The organism is Acinetobacter sp. ANC 3929, assembly GCF_000369405.1.
Classification (GTDB): Bacteria; Pseudomonadota; Gammaproteobacteria; order Pseudomonadales; family Moraxellaceae; genus Acinetobacter.
Genome location: NZ_KB850000.1, coordinates 193,561 through 212,214 on the forward strand (window position 1 = coordinate 193,561; position 18,654 = coordinate 212,214).

An 18,654-nucleotide genomic window follows, 5' to 3' on the forward strand; every position below is an offset into this window, starting at 1 on the left:
CATATTCCTTTTTATCGAACACCAAATTGTTGAGTCCAATAGCTTTTTTGCTTTGCTGATTGATCAACTGTACAGGCTAGCGCGTAGTCTGTAAATTTTGGATGCATTAAATTATGACAATGTACGGGACTGGCAAGCCATGTCGCCATCACATCATTTAAATTTTTCTGTCCACGAGCCACATTTTCTCCACCGCCACGACCCTTGAACTGCGTCTGTTTTAAACGGGTCCTAAAATCTTGACCTGAGGTACTGATATGTCCAAGCGTACTGTGTTGAGCCATATCTTCGGCATGAACAACGGCACTTTGATATAAAAAATTGTTCCATTTAAGTGGTGCAACTGCAGGAAAATATTGATCTCCGCATTGACGTGGATGCTGTCGAATTTCATTAATTGCTTTCAGAATCACCTGTTGATAAGCAGGGTTTTGTATATCTTGGCAGCGTATTTCAATGGCCATTTTTTGAATTTGTGGGGCTAAAGGTAATTGATCTTGAGCTGAGATGGGTGTATTTGAACTACATGCCGATACACAGATAAGTAAGGGAAGTGATAACAATACATGGAGATGATTCATTTTAGATGTCTTTAGCTTATTCTTTTAATCTGTTTATCATACGCCAAGCGTAAAGCCGACAGCAATTTGCTTGAATCAAAAAAGCGAGTTTGAAACTCGCTTTTTTGTTACTTATTGGTGTTAAACCGCTTGTAAGGCTTTTAGGTCTTCTAGGACTTGTTCTGCATGCCCAGCAGCTTTAACTTTACGATAGCTTTTCACTAACTGTTTGTTATGGAAAATAAAAGTTGAGCGCTCGATGCCCATGACCTGTTTGCCATACATATTTTTCTCTTTAATCACATCGAAATGTTTGCACAGCACTTCTTCTTTGTCACTGATGAGATCAATACTTAGCGCTTGTTTTTCAGTAAAGTTTTGATGTGCTTTGACCGAATCGCGTGATACACCAATAATCTGGCAGTTTAAGGCGTCAAATTGATCTTTCAAACATGAAAAGCCCACCGCTTGGGTAGTACAACCTGGGGTTGAATCTTTTGGATAGAAATAGAGTACTAACCATTCACTGCTGATTTCAGCAAGATTGATTTCACCTTGTGTGGTTGGGAAGGTGTGATTCGGTAATTGAATATTTTCAGACATTGTTTATCCTTCAATAAAATTAATTTTGATCAAGTTCAAGCGGTAAAAAAGCATATTCCTCATGATAAACAATATCGCCGTGACGTACAGGAATAGCTTTGTTAAAAATGGGGCCGTCAATCACGGTGGTGTGGAATTCACCACCTTCACCACATGGATCAATGCCACGGTCTTCTAATTCTTGGATATAGTCTAGGGTTAAAGTTTTACCCAGATCATCAACTTGCATACCGAGCTTTAAGTTGACTGTCACAATGACACTTTGGAATCCCAGATTGATAAACTCTTCGACCACTTCACGGTGAGGTCGCAACCAAAGCGGCATACCCAATTTGAGTCCTACTTGCTGAGTCACCTGATCGTGCCAACAGCCATGTTGAGGCATGTCCAGATCGCCCGTGACCAATACTTCAGCACCGTGTTGTTTGGCTTGATTGAGCAGTGCGATAAACTTTGTTTCATAATCAGACCAACTCGAAGAGTTCATAAATACGGGTAAACCAACCGCATCTGCTTGTGCACGGATAATGTCTAGGGGCATCGCATGTGATCGAGAACGCTGGCCTTGTTCTTCTAGCATCACAATTAGCCCAATGACTGTGCCTGTTTGCATCGCATGATATAAGGCGAGGGAACTGTCTTTGCCGCCACTGAATGAGACAATTGACTCCCTTTGTTCAGCATTGGTTTTCCATTGGTCTTGCATGATGTTATTCAACTGATTCTAGATAAATGGGATTTTAACAAAGCTCAATAAAAAGCCTGCATAAATGCAGGCTTTTTATTGAGCAATACAAGCTTATTTTTTAGGAGCTTGTTGCTGCTGTTGTTGAGCGGCTTTCATTGCTTCTTCAGTTAATTTTTCTAACTTAGTTACCAGTGGCGCACCTAAGCAAGCTTGTAAGTCTTTATTTTGCTGTTGTACAAAACCTAAAGAACTTGGGCTTTTCTTCGCATTGATTGCGCTTTGGATTTCCCATTTTTGTGCTTCAGTTACTTTACCTTGCGCGTCAATTTGACAACCACAGAACTTGCTTACTTCTGCCGCTGTTAATTTGCCGCCTTTCGCAGTTTGGTCTTTACATACATTGACCAACGCCGCTTTTACATTGGTACTTTTATACGCAGTTTGTAATGGATTATCAGCTGCGTGAGTTGCTGTTGCAAATAATGCAGCAGCTGACATCATTGTAGAAAGAATAAGATTTGATTTAGAAAACTTCATATAATGTACCTAATTTTTTACCCTATATCGGTTATTCAGCGTAACGCGTTGGATCCGCAATACCTGCTTCGATAAACCCTTGTTGACGTAAACGACAGCTGTCGCATTTGCCACATGCACGTCCTTGAGCATCTGCCTGATAGCAGGATACCGTTTGACTATAGTCTACGCCATGTTCGATGCCTAAGCGTATAATATTCGCTTTAGATAAATGTAACAAAGGTGTTTCAATTTTAAGGGGTTTTCCTTCAACACCCGCTTTTGTTGCTAGACGGGCAAGATTGGCAAAAGCGTCAATAAATTCTGGGCGACAGTCAGGATATCCAGAGTAATCAACAGCATTGATTCCAATCACGATGGCAGCAGCGTCAAATACTTCAGCTGCAGCAAGTGCATAAGATAAGAAAATAGTGTTACGTGCTGGAACATAAGTTACAGGAATGCCTTCTTGTAATTGTTCTGGGACGTCAATGTTATGATCTGTAAGCGCAGAGCCGCCTAAATTACCTAAATCAATATTAATGACGCGGTGTTCTACACCTGCACGTTGTGCAAGTGCTTTAGCTGCATCCAGTTCAGTGGTCGAACGTTGACCATACATAAAGCTGAGGGCGATACATTCATAATTTGCCTGTGCCCAAGCAAGACACGTTGTTGAGTCTAAGCCGCCAGACAATAATACGATGGCACGAGAACGCATATTATTTTCCATGATTCAACCTAAAATAAATTTGATAAAAGCCGATCTATCTTGCAGAACGGACAGGGGAGGTATTTTAACGACCAGATTCATCATTCCATAACAGCTTATGTAACTGTAATTGGAATCGAACAGGGAGATGGTCTTCTAAAATCCACTGGGCTAAGTCACGTGCCAAAGCTGGCAGGGCAACTGCACCTTTTTCAACTGCAAAAGCGGGTGAGAACCAAACCGTACTCACTTTGTCTTGCAACTGAAATTGTTCGAGTTGTTGTTTCGACCATTCATAATCAGCCCGATTACAGATCACAAATTTAATCTGGTCATGGGGGGTGAGATGGTCAAGATTGCTGTATAAATTACGATGATCTTCTTTTGAGGTTGGTGTTTTTAAATCCAGCACTTTTGAAACGCGTGGATCAACCTTGGAAACATCCAAAGCGCCACTAGTTTCGAGAGAAACCTGAAAGCCAAGATCACACAGACGTTGTAACAGGATCAAACAGTTTGGCTGTGCAAGCGGTTCACCACCTGTGACACAAATATAAGGTGTTTTATGCTGGCTTGCTGTTTCGATAATCTGTTCAAGTGATAAACGTTCACCGCCTTCAAAAGAATAGGTGGTATCACAATAACTACAGCGTAACGGGCAACCTGTTAAGCGAATAAAAACAGTTGGTAGACCAAACGTATTCGCTTCGCCTTGCAAAGAGTAAAAGATCTCCGTAATGCGTAAACCAGCCGCAGGATCAGAGACAGGAATTGCAGAAGAACGTAAGGAAGCCATAAATAGTTACCACAAACAGGTGCTACACAAGCAGCATGCTACATAAAAAACAAAATCTCTACGACCATGACTGATCGTAGAGACGAGGAGCGACAGAAGCTCCGAGGAACCATCAAGTTCCGTATATATTACAAATTAGTCTGCACGTAATAAATCGTTTAGGCTAGTTTTTGCACGTGTTTTTGCATCAACTTTTTTCACGATGATTGCAGCGTAAAGGCTGTAAGTACCGCATTTTGATGGAAGGCTACCCGCGACCACGACAGAACCTGCTGGTACGCGACCGTAGTGAACTTCACCTGTTTCACGATCAAAGATTTTGGTTGATTGACCAATGAAAACACCCATTGAAATCACAGAACCTTCTTCAACAATGACACCCTCAACGATTTCAGAACGCGCACCGATGAAACAGTTGTCTTCAATAATCGTTGGGTTTGCTTGCAAAGGCTCTAAAACACCACCGATACCAACACCACCAGATAAGTGAACGTTTTTACCGATTTGTGCACATGAACCGACTGTTGCCCATGTATCAACCATGGTGCCTTCATCTACATAAGCACCGATGTTGACATACGAAGGCATCAAAATCACATTTTTTGCTTGGAAGCTACCGCGACGAGCGACAGCAGGAGGTACAACTCGTACACCGGCTGCTTTAAATTGCGCTTCAGTCCAACCTGCATATTTCGTATCTACTTTGTCATAGAAACGGAGATCACAAGCTTCGATTGGCTTGTTGTCATTGAGTTTGAATGAAAGTAAAACTGCTTTTTTTAACCATTGGTGAACAACCCACTCACCATCGATTTTTTCCGCTACACGAAGTGTACCGTTGTCTAAACCAGTCAATGCTTCTTCTACAGCTTGACGGATTTCTGTTGGGCAGTCCGTTGCGCTATAGTTGGCACGGTCTTCAAATGCTTGCTCAATGATTGTAGAAAGCTGAGACATGATCTTCGTTCTTCCAAAAAAATTTTGAAGATTTTACACTAATTTGCAGCAAGAATCTTTGAAAAAAGTAGTTACAAAATATTGTTTTAAATTTGCGCAACAAAACTGTAATAAAAATGGAGTCCATTGTTTTTTATCTATAATTTAGAAATACATAATTCATTCGAATTTGTATCAAAAAATAACAAAAAGTAATCAGTTTCTGTATAAAAAGTTAGCGAGCATTCTTTTATGCTTAGTTCACAAGCAACAATTATATATTTATTTAAATAAAAGCGTTTTGTGAGGAGACTTCAATGAAAGCTTTGCGTGTTATGTTAGCAGCAGGTGCATTAACAGCGATTGCAGGTACTGCATTTGCAGCAGATGAGCAAGTTGTGAAGGAATCAGTATATACATTCCCTTCATACTTAGATCCAGTTTCAGTTCGTGCTGAAGTCGGTACGACAGGCTATGGTGGTGCAATTTCATATCGAGTTAACCCATACGTGAGCTTGAGTCTTGGTTATAATGGTGGCGACATTTCTTGGTCAGATGATCTTAAAGTAAATGGCTCTAAATATGACCTAGACATGGACAATAAAACGGCATATTTAAATGCTGAGATTCGTCCTTGGGGTACAAGTGCAAATAATTTTGCAAACTCAGTTTATGTTGCTACAGGTGTTGGTTATTTAGATAACGATTATGCGCTTGATCGTCGTGTAAGCCAAGGTCGTAACTTCAGTGTAAACAATACTGATTTCAATGCGACTTCAGATGTTCATATCGCAGGTAAAATGCGTTACAAAGATGATATCGCACCATATTTAGGTGTTGGTATTGCGCCACAAGTGTATAAAAACATTGGTGTATTTGGTGAAGTTGGTGCTTACTATACAGGTAACCCAACAGCAACTTTACAAAACGTGAATGGTGGTACGGCTTCTAACGGAAGCGGTGCTAACCTAAATGACGAAATTGCGAAAGAAGAAGGCAAGATTCAAGACAAGTCACGTTACGAGTGGATGCCAGTTGCAAAAGTGGGTGTGAGCTTCAAGTTCTAATCCATGATGCATTCAACATAAAAAAACGAGCTTAACGCTCGTTTTTTTATGTTTTTTAATAAGCAAAACAAAAGGCTCTAGATGAGCCTTTTGTTTTGTCGCGGATTTATTCTTCTGGATAAGCCACTTTTTTCAGTGCTTTAATATCCGTTTCTGGTGAGCAAAGAGAGATAAATTCATAACCATAGCCACGGAGCAGGTGTCCTTTGCGCACTGCAATCCATGTCGTATTAACACCAAATATATCTGTTTTGATTTGCTGCAAACGATAATCACGCTCTGCATCGTAAGCGACATCGTTAACAATACCAACACCCATATTCAGTTCAACATAGGTTTTGATCACATCGGCATCAAGTGCTGACATGACAATATCGGCATGCAATTGCGCATCTTCAAAAGCCTTATCAATTTTAGAACGTCCTGTAAAGCCGCCATGATAGGTAATCAATGGATATTCAGCTAAGACGTCTAGATTGATTTTATCTAGTTTTGCTAGAGGGTGGTCTTTTGGTGTGATAATACTATGGTGCCATTCATAATAAGGTACACTTGCCAAGTTATCTTCTGTTGTTAATGACTCAGTTGCAATACCAATATCCGCTTCACCCTGAAGTAACATTTCTGCAATTTCAACTGGACTGGCTTGTTGTAAAACCAAATGTACTTTTGGAAAAAGTTTTTTAAATTGATTTACAATCGGTGGTAGCACATAACGTGCCTGAGTATGTGTAGTTGCAATGGTCAGTGTACCTTCATCAACTTTATTAAAATCATCGGCTAGACGTTTAATATTGTCAGCATCGACCAACATGCGTTCTACAATGCTTAATAATGATTGGCCCGGTTCGGTGAGGCCTAATAAGCGTTTACCTTTACGTACAAATAACTGTACACCTAATTCGTCTTCTAAATCTTTGATGTGTTTACTGACACCAGATTGGGAGGTATAAAGTGCAGCAGATGCTTCAGTTAAATTAAAGTTTTGGCGAACAGTTTCTCGAATAATTCTGAGTTGTTGAAAGTTCATAAAAGTTTTTCCTCAAAAGAGGATGGGGCGTGTTTTACCCCATCAATATTATTTTAAGCAACTTGCGTTGATTGATCTGCAAATAAATGAAGTTGAGCCGCACTAATCCAAACGGTTTGATTTGGTTTGAATTGATGTAAGTTCGCCTCTTCTACACTTAATAAAATTTCAATCGTTCGTCCACTACGATCTTGTAATTCAGCCACAACTCGACCTGCAATCCACACTTCACGTAAGAACGTTGCCTCAATGGTATTGGCCTGAGGTTGGGTGTGAATATGTAATTCATTTGGTCGCGCAAATGCAATGACTTTACCTTGTGGTGCATCTAATAGTGTCGGCAGCTGAATGCGGTCATCACCGATACGGATAATACCGTCAGTATGCTCACCTTCAAAACGATTTGCTTGACCAAGGAAATCAAAAACAAATGGTGTTGCTGGTTTTTCATACACTTCACGTGGTGAACCAATCTGTTCGACGTCACCTTTATTCATGACGATGATCTGGTCAGCTACTTCTAAAGCTTCTTCTTGATCATGGGTGACAAAGATTGAGGTGATATGTAGTTCATCATGTAAGGTACGTAACCAACGGCGTAATTCTTTACGAACTTTAGCATCAAGTGCACCAAATGGTTCATCTAGTAACAAAACACGGGGTTCAACTGCAAGTGCGCGAGCTAGGGCAATACGTTGACGTTGACCACCAGAAAGCTGAGCAGGATAACGATCTGCCAAGAAACCAAGTTGCACCAGATCAAGTAAGCGTGTAACACGTTTTTTGATTTCAGCTTCAGAAGGACGTGTTGCACGTGGGCGAACACGTAAACCAAAGGCAATATTGTCAAAAACAGTCATGTGGCGGAACAGGGCATAGTGCTGGAATACAAAACCGACCTGACGCTCGCGTACATGGATGTCTGTTGCATCTTCGCCTTCAAGTAAAACCTGCCCGCCATCTGCGGATTCTAAACCTGCAATAATGCGTAATAATGTTGTTTTTCCGCAGCCTGAAGGACCAAGTAGGGCAACCAATTCACCTTCAGGAAAATCTAAAGAGATATTTTTTAGCGCATGGAATGCACCAAAGTTTTTTTCAATATTTTTAACTTGAATACTCATGTGTTTATTCCTTAGTGATCCGGCTGATGTTTATTTGCTTGGTCTTGACGGATTTCGAGCCACGTTTTCAAAATCAAAGTGAGAATCGCTAAAAATGCCAGTAACGATGACACAGCAAATGCAGCACTGAAGGTATATTCGTTATAGAGAATTTCGACGTGTAACGGTAAGGTATTGGTTTGACCGCGAATATGGCCAGAAACCACTGATACCGCACCGAATTCCCCCATTGCACGGGCATTACAGAGAATTACGCCGTAAATCAAACCCCATTTGATATTAGGTAAAGTGACTCGCCAGAAGGTTTGCCAGCCTGAAGCACCGAGTACAATCGCAGCTTCTTCTTCCTCTGTACCCTGTGCTTCCATTAATGGAATTAATTCTCGGGCTACAAATGGAACAGTAATAAAAATGGTGGCAAGGACAATCGCAGGTACGGCATACAGGATTTTGATATCGTTATCCATTAACCAGCCACCCATCCAGCCTTGCGCACCAAAAATCAGTACCAACATTAAGCCTGCAATCACAGGAGAGACCGAAAATGGTACATCTATAATGGTGGTGAGAATGGCTTTACCTCGAAACTGGAATTTTGCAACAGCCCATGCTGCTGCGACACCAAACACGACATTAATCGGTACGGCAATTGCAGCTGTAAGTAAGGTTAACTTTACTGCCGATAAGGTGTCCGAATCGGTTAAAGCATTGATATAAACCGTTAGACCTTGTTTAAATGCTTCAACAAAAACCAAAATGAGAGGAAGCAGTAAGCAACTTAAGAAAAAGATTAAGGCAACACCGATTAAGCTATAACGTACCCATGTCGGTTCGCGTGTTGCATCTCGGCTTTGCAGTTTGAGAGCTAAAGCGTTGCTGTTGGTATTTAAGCTCATTGTGCAACTCTCCCTGTGCGACGGCTTGCCCATGCTTGAACTAAGTTAATTAAAAATAGAATGGCAAATGAGAGAACAAGCATAACCACAGCGATGGTGGTTGCACCTGCATAATCGTATTCCTCTAATCGAGAGATGATCATCAATGGTGCAATTTCTGTTTTGTAAGGCTGGTTACCTGCAATGAAAATCACCGAACCATATTCACCGACACCGCGTGCAAATGCTAACGCAAAACCTGTTAACAAGGCTGGGAATAAAATCGGAAAAATGATTTTGGTGATGGTTTGCCAGCGATTGGCGCCCAGTGCAGAGGCCGCTTCTTCCAGTTCAGTTTCAATATCACTAAGTACGGGTTGTACGGTACGAACTACAAAGGGTAAACCAATAAAGATTAAAGCGAGTGTGATACCAATTGGGGTATAAGCCACTTCAATCCCAAGAGGGGAAAGATATTGTCCGATCCAGCCTGTTGGTGCATATAAAGAGGTTAATGCAATACCTGCAACAGCAGTCGGTAATGCAAAAGGTAAGTCTACTAATGCATCGACGATTCGTTTACCAGGGAAGTTATAACGAACCAAGCACCACGCGAGCAATAAGCCAAAGACGACATTTACCAAAGCGGCAATCAATGCAGCACTAAAGCTCAGTTGTAATGACTTTAAAATTCGTTCTGAAGTTAAGATTTCCCATAAGCCATCCCATCCAATCCCTAAAGATTTGATAAAGACAGCAGATAAAGGAATAAGCACAATCAAAGACACGTAAGCGAGGGTAAAGCCTAATGAGAGACCAAACCCAGGCAGCACTCGGGAACGCTGCGACATGATATTTCCTCAAAGAGAAATGTTTGCTAAAACAAGCAAATAAATAATGCGAATACTAAAAATACGGGGGCGATGTCAGGCAAATTTTAGATTAAAATTTGCCTGACTCATTCGGGCGGTGCGCTGCGTCTTTTTTTCAGGCAGCAAGTAGTTCAGAATCTCCGGGAAAGGGCCAAATCCGGAAGCAACATTAATATGACCAACAGGACCTAAATTGATGGGTGTCAATTTCCAAGCCTGTGCGAGTTGTAGGGCATCGACATAACCCAACCAAGGATCATTTTCACTAATCAATAACGTGGTTGGCACGTCAATTTTCAGTTGCTGAAAATACTGTTTATAGTCAGTCAAGCTATGGCGAGCAAAACCTGCTTCACCAAAACGAGCTGGGTTCGCAGGTGCAACCAAAATCAAATTTTTAACTTTTACTTTGAGTTCAGGGTGTTCAGCGAGTGCAGCAACGCTGGTTAAGCAGCCAAAGCTATGTGCAACGATTTGAACAGGCGCTGGAGCTGCAACAACAGTTTTAACAAATTGAGCAACCCATTCACTTAACACTGGACGATCCCAATGTTTCTGTTGAACGCGAGAGCTAGACACGAGTTGCTGTTGTAACCAAGACTGCCAATGCTGTGCTTCGCTACCGCCTACACCTGGAACAATTACAGTATGAATCATGTCTATTCTCCTTAGAACCCCTCCCAGTCTCCCTTTGCGAAAGGGAGGGCTAACACGAATTTATTGAATGACTAAAGTCCGTGTAGTTCCCTCACTTTTTAAAGAGATGAGCTGCGTTTATAGCAGCGCAAGGGAGATTTTTTTATTTCGCTGAGTTGTTGAGCTTGACGATTTGGTCAAACACACCGCCATTATCAAAGTGAGTTTTTTGTACTTTGGTCCAGCCACCAAATTCTTTGTCAATCGTCACCAATTTAAGTGGTTTAAATACGTTGCTGTATTTCTTTAATACGGCTGCATTACGTGGACGGTAGAAGTTACGTGCAGCAATCTCTTGTCCTGCTGGTGAGTAAAGGTAGTTCAAGTAACCACGAGCGATTTGTAGATTCCCTTTTTTCTCAGCATTTTTTTCAACGACAGCAACTGGTGGTTCTGCAAGAATAGAGAGAGACGGTGTGATGATTTCGAATTTGCCTGGCTGTTCACGTACAGCAAGATAAGCTTCGTTTTCCCAAGCCAGCAATACATCACCAATACCGCGTTCAGCAAATGTTGTCGTTGCACCACGTGCGCCTGAATCAAGAACTTTGGTTTGTTTATAAATTTGACGAACAAACTCTTGAGCTTTAGCATCGTTTCCACCTTTTTGGTGTTTCGCCCATGCCCAAGCACCTAAGTAGTTCCAACGTGCACCGCCAGATGTTTTTGGATTTGGTGTGATGATTTCTACACCTGGCTTAACTAGATCACCCCAATCTTTGATTTGTTTTGGGTTGTCTTTACGAACAAGGAATACAATTGTTGATGTATATGGCGTAGAGTTGTTCGGTAATTTCTTTTGCCAGTCTGCCGGAAGCAATTTTGCATTTTCAGCAATCTCATCGATATCCGCTGCAAGTGCAAGTGTTACTACATCCGCATTTAAGCCATCAATCACGGCACGGGCTTGTTTACCTGAGCCACCATGGGATTGTTTAAAGTCAATGTCTTGACCCGTACGTTGTTTCCAGAAAGTACCGAATTGTTTGTTGAAATCTGTATACAGCTCACGAGTCGGATCATAAGAAACGTTTAAGAATTCTTGTGCCGCGAATGAAGAAACTGAGAGTAATGCGGCAATTACGCCGACTTTAACTTGAGAAAAACGCATGTAAAACCCCTTAAAACTAAATCACTGTTTGGAATATGTAAGCAGCATAACGTCAGTTTTTTTGCAAAAAAAATAATTAAAATCGAATTTGTTATGAAAAAAATAGAAATAGATAAAACAGATAAGCTTTGCTGAATTATTGATATATAAGCAATTTTTAATTTTAGGGTTTAATTGTTATACTTGTTTAAAATCAATGGTTTATTTTTTTTGGTGGTGCTGGTTTATAAAGTGGATAGGTATTTAGATTATGCAGTGTTATAAAAATGGGCAATTAGTTGACTCCATCCCCTTATTAGACCGAGCTTTTCATTATGGTGATGGCTGCTTTACCACAGCACGTATTTTTCACGGAAATTTTGAGCTAAAAGAACTTCACTTTGCACGTTTAAAATTGGCGTGTAATAGTCTAAGTCTCGATGCAGATTTATCCTTTATTGAAAAGTCTTTTGTGCACTTACAACAGCAACATCCAAATTTGAATGGCACTTTAAAGGTAGTGATTAGCCGCGGTGAAGGCGATCGAGGCTATAGTCTACCTTTGCATGCTGCTGACATCTACGTATGGTATTACCCAAGAGTGACACAGGCTTTTCAACCCGAATGGATTGAAAGTGGCATGTTAAATCATGCCTTGGGGTTGAACATGCCGCATCTGGTTGGATTAAAAACATTAAACAGATTAGAACAAGTATTACTCAAGCAAGAGGCAGATCAGCAAGGCTGGCTGGAAGCATTGGTCAGTGATGTGCAGGGCTCTATTGTTGAAGGGGTGAGCAGTAATTGTTTTATTCGTATAAATGATCGGTGGATTACGCCAGAACTTCGCTATAATGGCGTCCACGGTGTGATGCGTGCCAGAATTTTATCGAGAATGCAGCAATATCAGGTGAACTGTGAGCAGCGTTGTATTGATATGAGTGAAATTGGACGCATTCAGAGTTTATTTTTCTGTAATGCGTTACACCCAATGAAAGCGGTGATTCGATTTCATGACCGTTGTTTAGAGCAACAACCTTATCTTGATTTATTTGAAACTTTAAAACTTAGCCAGATTGATTAATATGCCAAAGCCGCCTAGTTCCAGCAAAAGTAAGAAAAAGCCAAAAGCTAAACCGAAATCCAGATTTTCTTTTTTTAAATCCTTTTTGATCGCCATTGCTATTTTTGTTTTGGTGATCTTTGGCATTCTATGGTCGAGCTTATTTAAAAATTATCCTGTAGACAGTAAAAAACAACTTTTGGTGATTTCTTCTGGCGATACCTATTCACGCTTTATTGATCGTTTAGCCAAAGAAAATAAAGTGAATTTTCCTATAGTTCTAAAGCTGTATCAGAAGTTTATGATTCATGAAACCATGAAAGCGGGTGTTTATGAAATTACAGAAGGGATGAGTATTCGTCAGGTGATGGATATGCTGTCTGATGCAGATAATGCGCAGATGAACCGTATTCTAGTGATTGAAGGAACAACTTTTTCACAATTGATTCAGAGTCTAAGAAAAGACCCAAATGTCACCAATACTTTGCTTGATCTTCCGCACAGTGAATTACTAAAGCAATTAAATATCTCATATACGCATCCAGAAGGTCTATTTGCACCTGATACGTATTTCTTTGCCAAAGGCGAGACCGATAAAAAAATCTTAACCGATTTGTATCACCGTCAAATGAAATCTTTAGATGATGCTTGGGCCAAAAAAGCACCAAACTTACCCTATAAAGATAAATATGAAGCGTTGATCATGGCTTCAATTATTGAAAAAGAAACCAGCCTAGATAGCGAGTTAGAACAGGTTTCAGGTGTATTTGTGCGTCGTTTGAAAATGGGGATGCGCTTACAAACGGATCCGACGGTGATTTATGGCATGGGTGAGAATTATAAAGGCAATATCACTCGTAATGACTTGCGTACCCCAACAGCTTATAACACCTATACCATTAATGGTTTACCGCCAACGCCAATTGCTTTGCCAAGTAAGAAAGCGATTGAAGCAGCGATGCATCCTGATGATGCTAAAAATATCTATTTTGTTGCTACGGGCAATGGTGGGCATAAATTTACCGCGTCTTTAGAAGACCATAATCGTGCAGTGCAAGAATATTTAACTGTGCTACGTTCAAAGAAAAAGCAGGGCGAATAATGTTTATTAGTTTTGAAGGGACGGAAGGTGTAGGCAAAACCACGCTGATTCGTAAAATTCATCAGTACTTTGAACAGCAAGGTAAAGAGGTGGTGTTGACCCGTGAACCAGGTGGAACACCATTGGCTGAGCAGATTCGCTCTTTATTATTAGCAGTAAATCATGAAGAGCAAATGAGTCATGATACCGAGCTGCTATTGATTTATGCAGCACGGGCGCAGCATTTACAGCAAGTGATTTTACCTGCATTAGAGGCGGGCAAGATTGTGCTGAGTGATCGTTTTACCGATGCCAGCTTTGCTTATCAGTGTTCTGGACGTGGTTTAAGTCAGGAAAAGTTACAATTGTTAAATCAAACTTTTGTGGCGAGAATGCCGAATATTACCTTTTGGCTGGATGCCCCGATTGAATTGGGGATGACCCGTGCGCGAGAGCGTGGAGCATTGGATCGCTTTGAACAAGAGAAATTAAGTTTCTTTGCTAAGGTGCGTGCAGGTTATGAGACCTTGTGGCAAGCAGAACCTGAACGGATGAAACGTTTGGATGCAACACAGAATGCAGATGTTGTGTTTGAAGAGGCTTTGCAATATTTGAAATAGGCCAGTCCTTATGAATAAAGATCATGATAGCTATCATTTAGATAAGGCAATTGATGCGATATCGAGTCATATTGAACTCGCGATTTTTATTCAAAAATTACGTCAGAATCTTATAGATGATCCCAATGGTTGGGAGAATATCAATCTGGCTGATTTTCTTGATGCTTTAGCTTCATGGGCTGAAGATATGGACGGATATTATAAAAATACAGATCAGGTTGACCGTTTAGCTCAACCTGATTGGAAAACCTTTGCAGAAATGCTTATGGCTGCTCGAATTTATGAATAATTTTGGAGGCTAAAGATATATAAGTAAGAATCTTTAGCCTTAATTTCATCACTCATTCACCAACGGTTGTTCTACCTTAAAGTTTGGTGGTGTGAGCACAGTTTTGCGAATTTCATTTGAGAGTTCTGGATAATCCAGCGTGTAATGCAGACCACGTGATTCTTTACGCTCCATTGCACAACGTACAATCATTTCCGAAACCAAGACTAGGTTACGCAATTCAATCAAGTTCTTGCTGACACGATAATCCTGATAATACTCAGTAATTTCACGTTTCAACATTTCAATACGATGTAAGGCACGTTGCAAACGCTTAGTGGTACGTACAATACCGACATAGTTCCACATGGTGGAACGAAGTTCATCCCAGTTTTGTAAGATGACGACATCTTCATCTGCATCTGTCACTTGCGTTTCATCCCAAGAAGGGACGTCTGGCAGTTTAAAGTCTGCATCAAACTTTTGTTCGATATCTTCTGCTGCACTCATGCCATAAACGAAACATTCAAGCAAAGAATTACTTGCCATGCGGTTAGCGCCGTGTAGACCTGTATAAGAGGTCTCACCAATTGCATATAAACCGTCTAAATCAGTTTGGCTATGTTCATCGACCACCACACCGCCACAGGTATAATGTGCTGCTGGTACAACAGGGATCATATCTTTGGTGATATCAATGCCGAGCTCGAGTAAACGTGCATAGAGTGTCGGGAAGTGTTCAATAATAAATTCAGGTGATTTATGGGTGATGTCTAACCAGACATGACGGATCCCTAAGCGCTTGATTTCATGGTCGATGGTGCGTGCCACAATATCACGGGGTGCAAGTTCAGCACGTTCATCAAAACGCAGCATGAAGCGTTCACCATCTGGTAAGCGCAAATAAGCACCTTCACCACGCATTGCTTCAGTAATCAAGAATGAGCGCGCTTTGGGGTGATACAAACAAGTTGGATGGAATTGGTTAAATTCCATATTGGCAACACGGCAACCTGCACGGTAGGCCATGGCAATACCATCACCTGTCGCAATATCAGGGTTTGAGGTATAGAGATAGGCTTTCATTGCACCGCCACAGGCAAGGGCAGTAAATGGGGCCAAGAAAGTATGAACCTGTTCGGTAGCTTCATCTAAAGCATATAGACCGATTGAGCGATTGGCTTGGTTTTGGTACCCCAGCTTGTGTAGGGTGATCAGATCAATCGCAATATAATTTTCAAAAATTGTAATATTTTTTCGTTCTTTAGCGCGCTCAACCAAAGTGGTTGAAATGGCTTTGCCTGTTGCATCGGCAGAGTGAATGATACGACGTTGTGAATGGCCACCTTCACGGGTAAGGTGTAACTGTTCATCGTCATCTAGCGTAAATTGCACACCTTGCTTAAGTAGGAAGTCAACAGAAGGTTTGCCACCTTCAACAGTATGTTTTACTGCATCCAACTCACAAAGATGACCGCCTGCAATCATCGTGTCATTAATATGTTGTTGAATAGAATCTGTTTCGTCTAATACTGCAGCAACACCGCCTTGCGCATAGTAAGTACTGGCTTCTGTCAATGCAGCCTTGGCTAAAATTGCAATGTTGTAATGACTTGGTAAAGAGAGTGCAAGGCTTAAACCTGCACCGCCACTGCCCACAATAATCACATCAAAATGGTGAATTGTTTTTAAATCAGGCATGTCGTCGATCTGCTTCAGTTTTAAACGTTCGCTAATGACACCGCTTTTTTATCAAAAAGGCAAGGGCCAATCTGCCTAGAATTGAGTGAATTTTTAGCGAATGCGATTTATTTGCCGATTATTTTTTGCCTCATCTGTACGAATGATAAAATGATTACGTTTCAGTACATTGTTTTAATCTATCGTTAAGCTGTTCAGGATAAAACCATTTCTATAGGGTAAGTTATGGCGTATTTCTCCACAGTTTATTCACATTCCATCATTCTAGATCGTTGTATGCATTGAAAATATAAACATATTTTTACGAAAATAATGATGGGTATGTGCTAGAAATATAGACCTAAATTTCATTTTAATTATCAGTATGTAGGTTCTTGCTTCATGAAAAGTCGCTATTTACAACAAGGAATGTATGCTGCGGTATTTACGATAGCAGCATCACAAGTCAATGCTGCTGCGCCAGTAGATTTTTCAAACCTCGTTGAGCAGGTCAGTCCTGCTGTTGTGAGTGTCAATGTTGTAAAGAAAATGACTCAGGAAGAGTTATTGCAACAACAAGTCCCTGAAATTTTAAGACGTTTTTTTGGTAATCAAGTAATTATCCCGCAACAGCAGGGCCCGCAAGAAAAAACAGCATTCGGAAGTGCATTCTTTATTGGGAAAGATGGTTATTTGCTTACCAACCGACATGTGATTGCAGATGCGTCACGTATCAGTATTACTCTAAATGATCGTCGTGAGCTTGATGCGACACTTGTGGGGAGTGATGAACGTACCGATATCGCCTTATTGAAAGTGAACGGCAATAATTTCCCAGAGTTGAAAGTAGGTGATGTCAATCAACTTCGAGTGGGTGAGCCTGTACTCGCGATTGGTTCACCATTTGGCTTTGATTACTCAGCTTCGGCAGGGATCGTGAGTGCAAAATCACGGAATATGAGTGGCGAGACTTCGGTTCCATTTATTCAAACTGACGCAGCACTGAATCCTGGTAACTCAGGTGGTCCATTGTTTAACCAGCGTGGCGAAGTGGTTGGTGTTAACTCACGTATTTTCAGTGGTACGGGCGGTTATATGGGCCTATCGTTCTCGATTCCAATTGATGTGGCGATGGATGTCGTGCAACAGTTGAAAACTACAGGTAAGGTGACCCGTTCTTATCTTGGTATTATGATGCAAGATATTGATCGTAACTTGGCAGAAGCTTATAAGTTGCCGAAACCAGAAGGTTCGTTGATTACTCAAGTTGCACCGAAATCACCGGCTGAAAAAGCAGGTCTCAAATCGGGTGATGTAATTTTGAAAGCCAATGGTGCGCCAATTTCACGTACGAGTGATTTACTTTATTCACTCAACCGTATTGCGCCAAACCAAACAGTTCAGCTTGAAATCCTTCGTGATGATAAAACACGTTCGATTTCTGCAACCTTAGGCACTGCACCAGATGATACGGCTGCCGATGCAGAGAAAAACAACCCAACCAGTGGTTTGGGCATGAGCATTCGTGACTTAACCGCAGCTGAACAAGCGCGTTTGGAAGTTCGTGGTGGTATTTTGATTCAAGATGTGAAGCGCGGTGGTACAGCATCTTTATCTAATTTGGTTGCAGGCGATGTGATTGTTCAAGTGAATGGGACAGCAATTACCAACAGTCAAATGTTTGCCAAAACAGTGTCTGCCTTGCCAAAAAATAGCGTTGCGCGTGTGACGATTATTCGTCAAGGTCAGCGTGCAATTCTTGGCTTACGCTTACCTTAAGTTTGAATTGACCTTATATTGACTAAATAAAACCACTCTAAAATAGGGTGGTTTTTGTTTTGTAATGCTATTGTGTTTAGACTAGTGTAGCTAGCTGAACTTTGATGAATGAAATACCTGAGATTATGAGTACGATTTTTGATTTAAAAATACAAGTTCAGCCTGAGCATATTGATGTACTTGGGCATGTCAATAACGTGATTTATGTGCAGTGGATGCAAGATGTTGCTGCAGCCCATATTGAAACCTTGGGTTTGGGGCTGGCTCAATATTTAGAACTCAAACATGCAATGGTCGCAGTTGAGCACCATGTTCAATATCGCAAGGCCGCACTTGAAGGTGAAGAAGTCATCTTAAGGACATGGTTAGATGATATTAATGCCCTTTATTCATTTCGCCAGTATGCCTTTTATCGACCTAAAGACCAAAGCATACTCTTTGTTGGCAATACCAAATGGGCCTGTATCGAAATTGAGACAGGTCGGCCGAAACGGATGTCACCAAGTTTTACCCAAGCGTATCAGCCGATTGCTGCTGATTTAAACCCTATGGATTTCTCCATTTCATATGAAGCAGTTTGATTGGTTTAAATATAGAT

The 18,654-nt window shown here is 41.0% G+C and carries 21 protein-coding genes; 7 read left to right on the forward strand and 14 right to left on the reverse strand.

All coding sequences use genetic code 11. The annotated features are described in order from the left end of the window. Positions 1 to 11: 11 nt before the first annotated feature. The 7 genes from F909_RS07570 to dapD all read right to left on the reverse strand — a co-directional run bounded on the left by F909_RS07570 (position 12) and on the right by dapD (position 4,832). Positions 12 to 581: a CAP domain-containing protein gene (locus F909_RS07570; protein WP_005151823.1), complete on the reverse strand. Its 570-nt coding sequence runs from the start codon at positions 579 to 581 to the stop codon at positions 12 to 14. Positions 582 to 701: 120 nt separating this feature from the next. After that, positions 702 to 1,163 (reverse strand): peroxiredoxin, encoded by a 462-nt coding sequence (locus F909_RS07565; RefSeq protein WP_005151825.1) that lies wholly within the window; start codon positions 1,161 to 1,163, stop codon positions 702 to 704. A gap of 19 nt (positions 1,164 to 1,182) precedes the next feature. After that, the gene (locus tag F909_RS07560) at positions 1,183 to 1,869 is read right to left on the reverse strand and encodes a Dph6-related ATP pyrophosphatase (RefSeq protein WP_005151828.1); all 687 of its coding nucleotides are present in this window, start codon (positions 1,867 to 1,869) and stop codon (positions 1,183 to 1,185) included. Between the two features lie 93 nt (positions 1,870 to 1,962). Beyond that, on the reverse strand, positions 1,963 to 2,388 hold the full coding sequence (locus F909_RS07555; protein WP_005151830.1) for a hypothetical protein: 426 nt from the start codon (positions 2,386 to 2,388) through the stop codon (positions 1,963 to 1,965). 31 nt (positions 2,389 to 2,419) lie between these two features. Next, a complete protein-coding gene (gene queC, locus F909_RS07550) occupies positions 2,420 to 3,088 on the reverse strand; it encodes a 7-cyano-7-deazaguanine synthase QueC (RefSeq protein ID WP_212749617.1) in 669 nt (222 codons plus the stop codon). 76 nt (positions 3,089 to 3,164) lie between these two features. After that, the gene (gene queE / locus F909_RS07545) at positions 3,165 to 3,875 is read right to left on the reverse strand and encodes a 7-carboxy-7-deazaguanine synthase QueE (protein ID WP_005151835.1); all 711 of its coding nucleotides are present in this window, start codon (positions 3,873 to 3,875) and stop codon (positions 3,165 to 3,167) included. 135 nt (positions 3,876 to 4,010) lie between these two features. Further along, positions 4,011 to 4,832 carry a 2,3,4,5-tetrahydropyridine-2,6-dicarboxylate N-succinyltransferase gene (gene dapD, locus F909_RS07540; protein ID WP_005151836.1) on the reverse strand — a complete coding sequence of 274 codons (822 nt, stop codon included), beginning with the start codon at positions 4,830 to 4,832 and terminating at the stop codon, positions 4,011 to 4,013. Positions 4,833 to 5,128: 296 nt separating this feature from the next. On the opposite strand from dapD, the gene carO reads away from it, so the two are divergent. After that, positions 5,129 to 5,878, forward strand: a complete 750-nt coding sequence (carO, locus tag F909_RS07535; protein ID WP_005151837.1) for an ornithine uptake porin CarO — start codon at positions 5,129 to 5,131, stop codon at positions 5,876 to 5,878. Between the two features lie 106 nt (positions 5,879 to 5,984). Here carO and F909_RS07530 read toward each other — a convergent pair whose 3' ends face one another. The 6 genes from F909_RS07530 to F909_RS07505 all read right to left on the reverse strand — a co-directional run bounded on the left by F909_RS07530 (position 5,985) and on the right by F909_RS07505 (position 11,586). Beyond that, positions 5,985 to 6,908, reverse strand: a complete 924-nt coding sequence (locus F909_RS07530; RefSeq protein ID WP_005151839.1) for a CysB family HTH-type transcriptional regulator — start codon at positions 6,906 to 6,908, stop codon at positions 5,985 to 5,987. Positions 6,909 to 6,961: 53 nt separating this feature from the next. Beyond that, positions 6,962 to 8,032 carry a sulfate/molybdate ABC transporter ATP-binding protein gene (locus F909_RS07525; protein WP_005151848.1) on the reverse strand — a complete coding sequence of 357 codons (1,071 nt, stop codon included), beginning with the start codon at positions 8,030 to 8,032 and terminating at the stop codon, positions 6,962 to 6,964. 11 nt (positions 8,033 to 8,043) lie between these two features. Then, positions 8,044 to 8,928, reverse strand: coding sequence for a sulfate ABC transporter permease subunit CysW (gene cysW, locus F909_RS07520; protein WP_005151850.1), 885 nt, complete (start codon positions 8,926 to 8,928; stop codon positions 8,044 to 8,046). Then, positions 8,925 to 9,758, reverse strand: coding sequence for a sulfate ABC transporter permease subunit CysT (cysT, locus tag F909_RS07515; protein ID WP_005151854.1), 834 nt, complete (start codon positions 9,756 to 9,758; stop codon positions 8,925 to 8,927). Before cysT ends, cysW begins: the two co-directional genes overlap by 4 nt. Before the next feature lie 75 nt (positions 9,759 to 9,833). Beyond that, positions 9,834 to 10,436, reverse strand: a complete 603-nt coding sequence (locus F909_RS07510; protein WP_005151857.1) for an RBBP9/YdeN family alpha/beta hydrolase — start codon at positions 10,434 to 10,436, stop codon at positions 9,834 to 9,836. A gap of 142 nt (positions 10,437 to 10,578) precedes the next feature. After that, positions 10,579 to 11,586, reverse strand: a complete 1,008-nt coding sequence (locus tag F909_RS07505; protein WP_005151859.1) for a sulfate ABC transporter substrate-binding protein — start codon at positions 11,584 to 11,586, stop codon at positions 10,579 to 10,581. Between the two features lie 250 nt (positions 11,587 to 11,836). Between F909_RS07505 and pabC the strand changes: the two genes are divergently transcribed. Genes pabC through F909_RS07485 form a run of 4 tightly spaced genes read left to right on the forward strand, consistent with a single transcriptional unit; the run spans position 11,837 to position 14,618 of the window. After that, positions 11,837 to 12,649, forward strand: coding sequence for an aminodeoxychorismate lyase (gene pabC / locus F909_RS07500; RefSeq protein ID WP_005151861.1), 813 nt, complete (start codon positions 11,837 to 11,839; stop codon positions 12,647 to 12,649). 1 nt (position 12,650) lies between these two features. Next, on the forward strand, positions 12,651 to 13,730 hold the full coding sequence (gene mltG, locus F909_RS07495; RefSeq protein WP_005151863.1) for an endolytic transglycosylase MltG: 1,080 nt from the start codon (positions 12,651 to 12,653) through the stop codon (positions 13,728 to 13,730). Next, positions 13,730 to 14,329, forward strand: a complete 600-nt coding sequence (tmk, locus tag F909_RS07490) for a dTMP kinase (protein WP_005151865.1) — start codon at positions 13,730 to 13,732, stop codon at positions 14,327 to 14,329. Before mltG ends, tmk begins: the two co-directional genes overlap by 1 nt. A gap of 10 nt (positions 14,330 to 14,339) precedes the next feature. Continuing rightward, the gene (locus F909_RS07485; RefSeq protein WP_005151867.1) at positions 14,340 to 14,618 is read left to right on the forward strand and encodes a DUF7660 family protein; all 279 of its coding nucleotides are present in this window, start codon (positions 14,340 to 14,342) and stop codon (positions 14,616 to 14,618) included. A gap of 48 nt (positions 14,619 to 14,666) precedes the next feature. Here F909_RS07485 and nadB read toward each other — a convergent pair whose 3' ends face one another. Then, entirely contained in the window at positions 14,667 to 16,298 is a 1,632-nt protein-coding gene (gene nadB, locus F909_RS07480; protein WP_005151868.1) for an L-aspartate oxidase, read from the reverse strand. A 381-nt stretch (positions 16,299 to 16,679) separates the two neighbouring features. Here nadB and F909_RS07475 point away from each other — a divergent pair, with 381 nt between their 5' ends. Both F909_RS07475 and F909_RS07470 read left to right on the forward strand, forming a co-directional pair. Further along, positions 16,680 to 18,056, forward strand: a complete 1,377-nt coding sequence (locus tag F909_RS07475) for a Do family serine endopeptidase (RefSeq protein WP_005151869.1) — start codon at positions 16,680 to 16,682, stop codon at positions 18,054 to 18,056. Between the two features lie 125 nt (positions 18,057 to 18,181). After that, entirely contained in the window at positions 18,182 to 18,637 is a 456-nt protein-coding gene (locus tag F909_RS07470) for an acyl-CoA thioesterase (protein WP_032862807.1), read from the forward strand. Positions 18,638 to 18,654 lie beyond the last annotated feature (17 nt).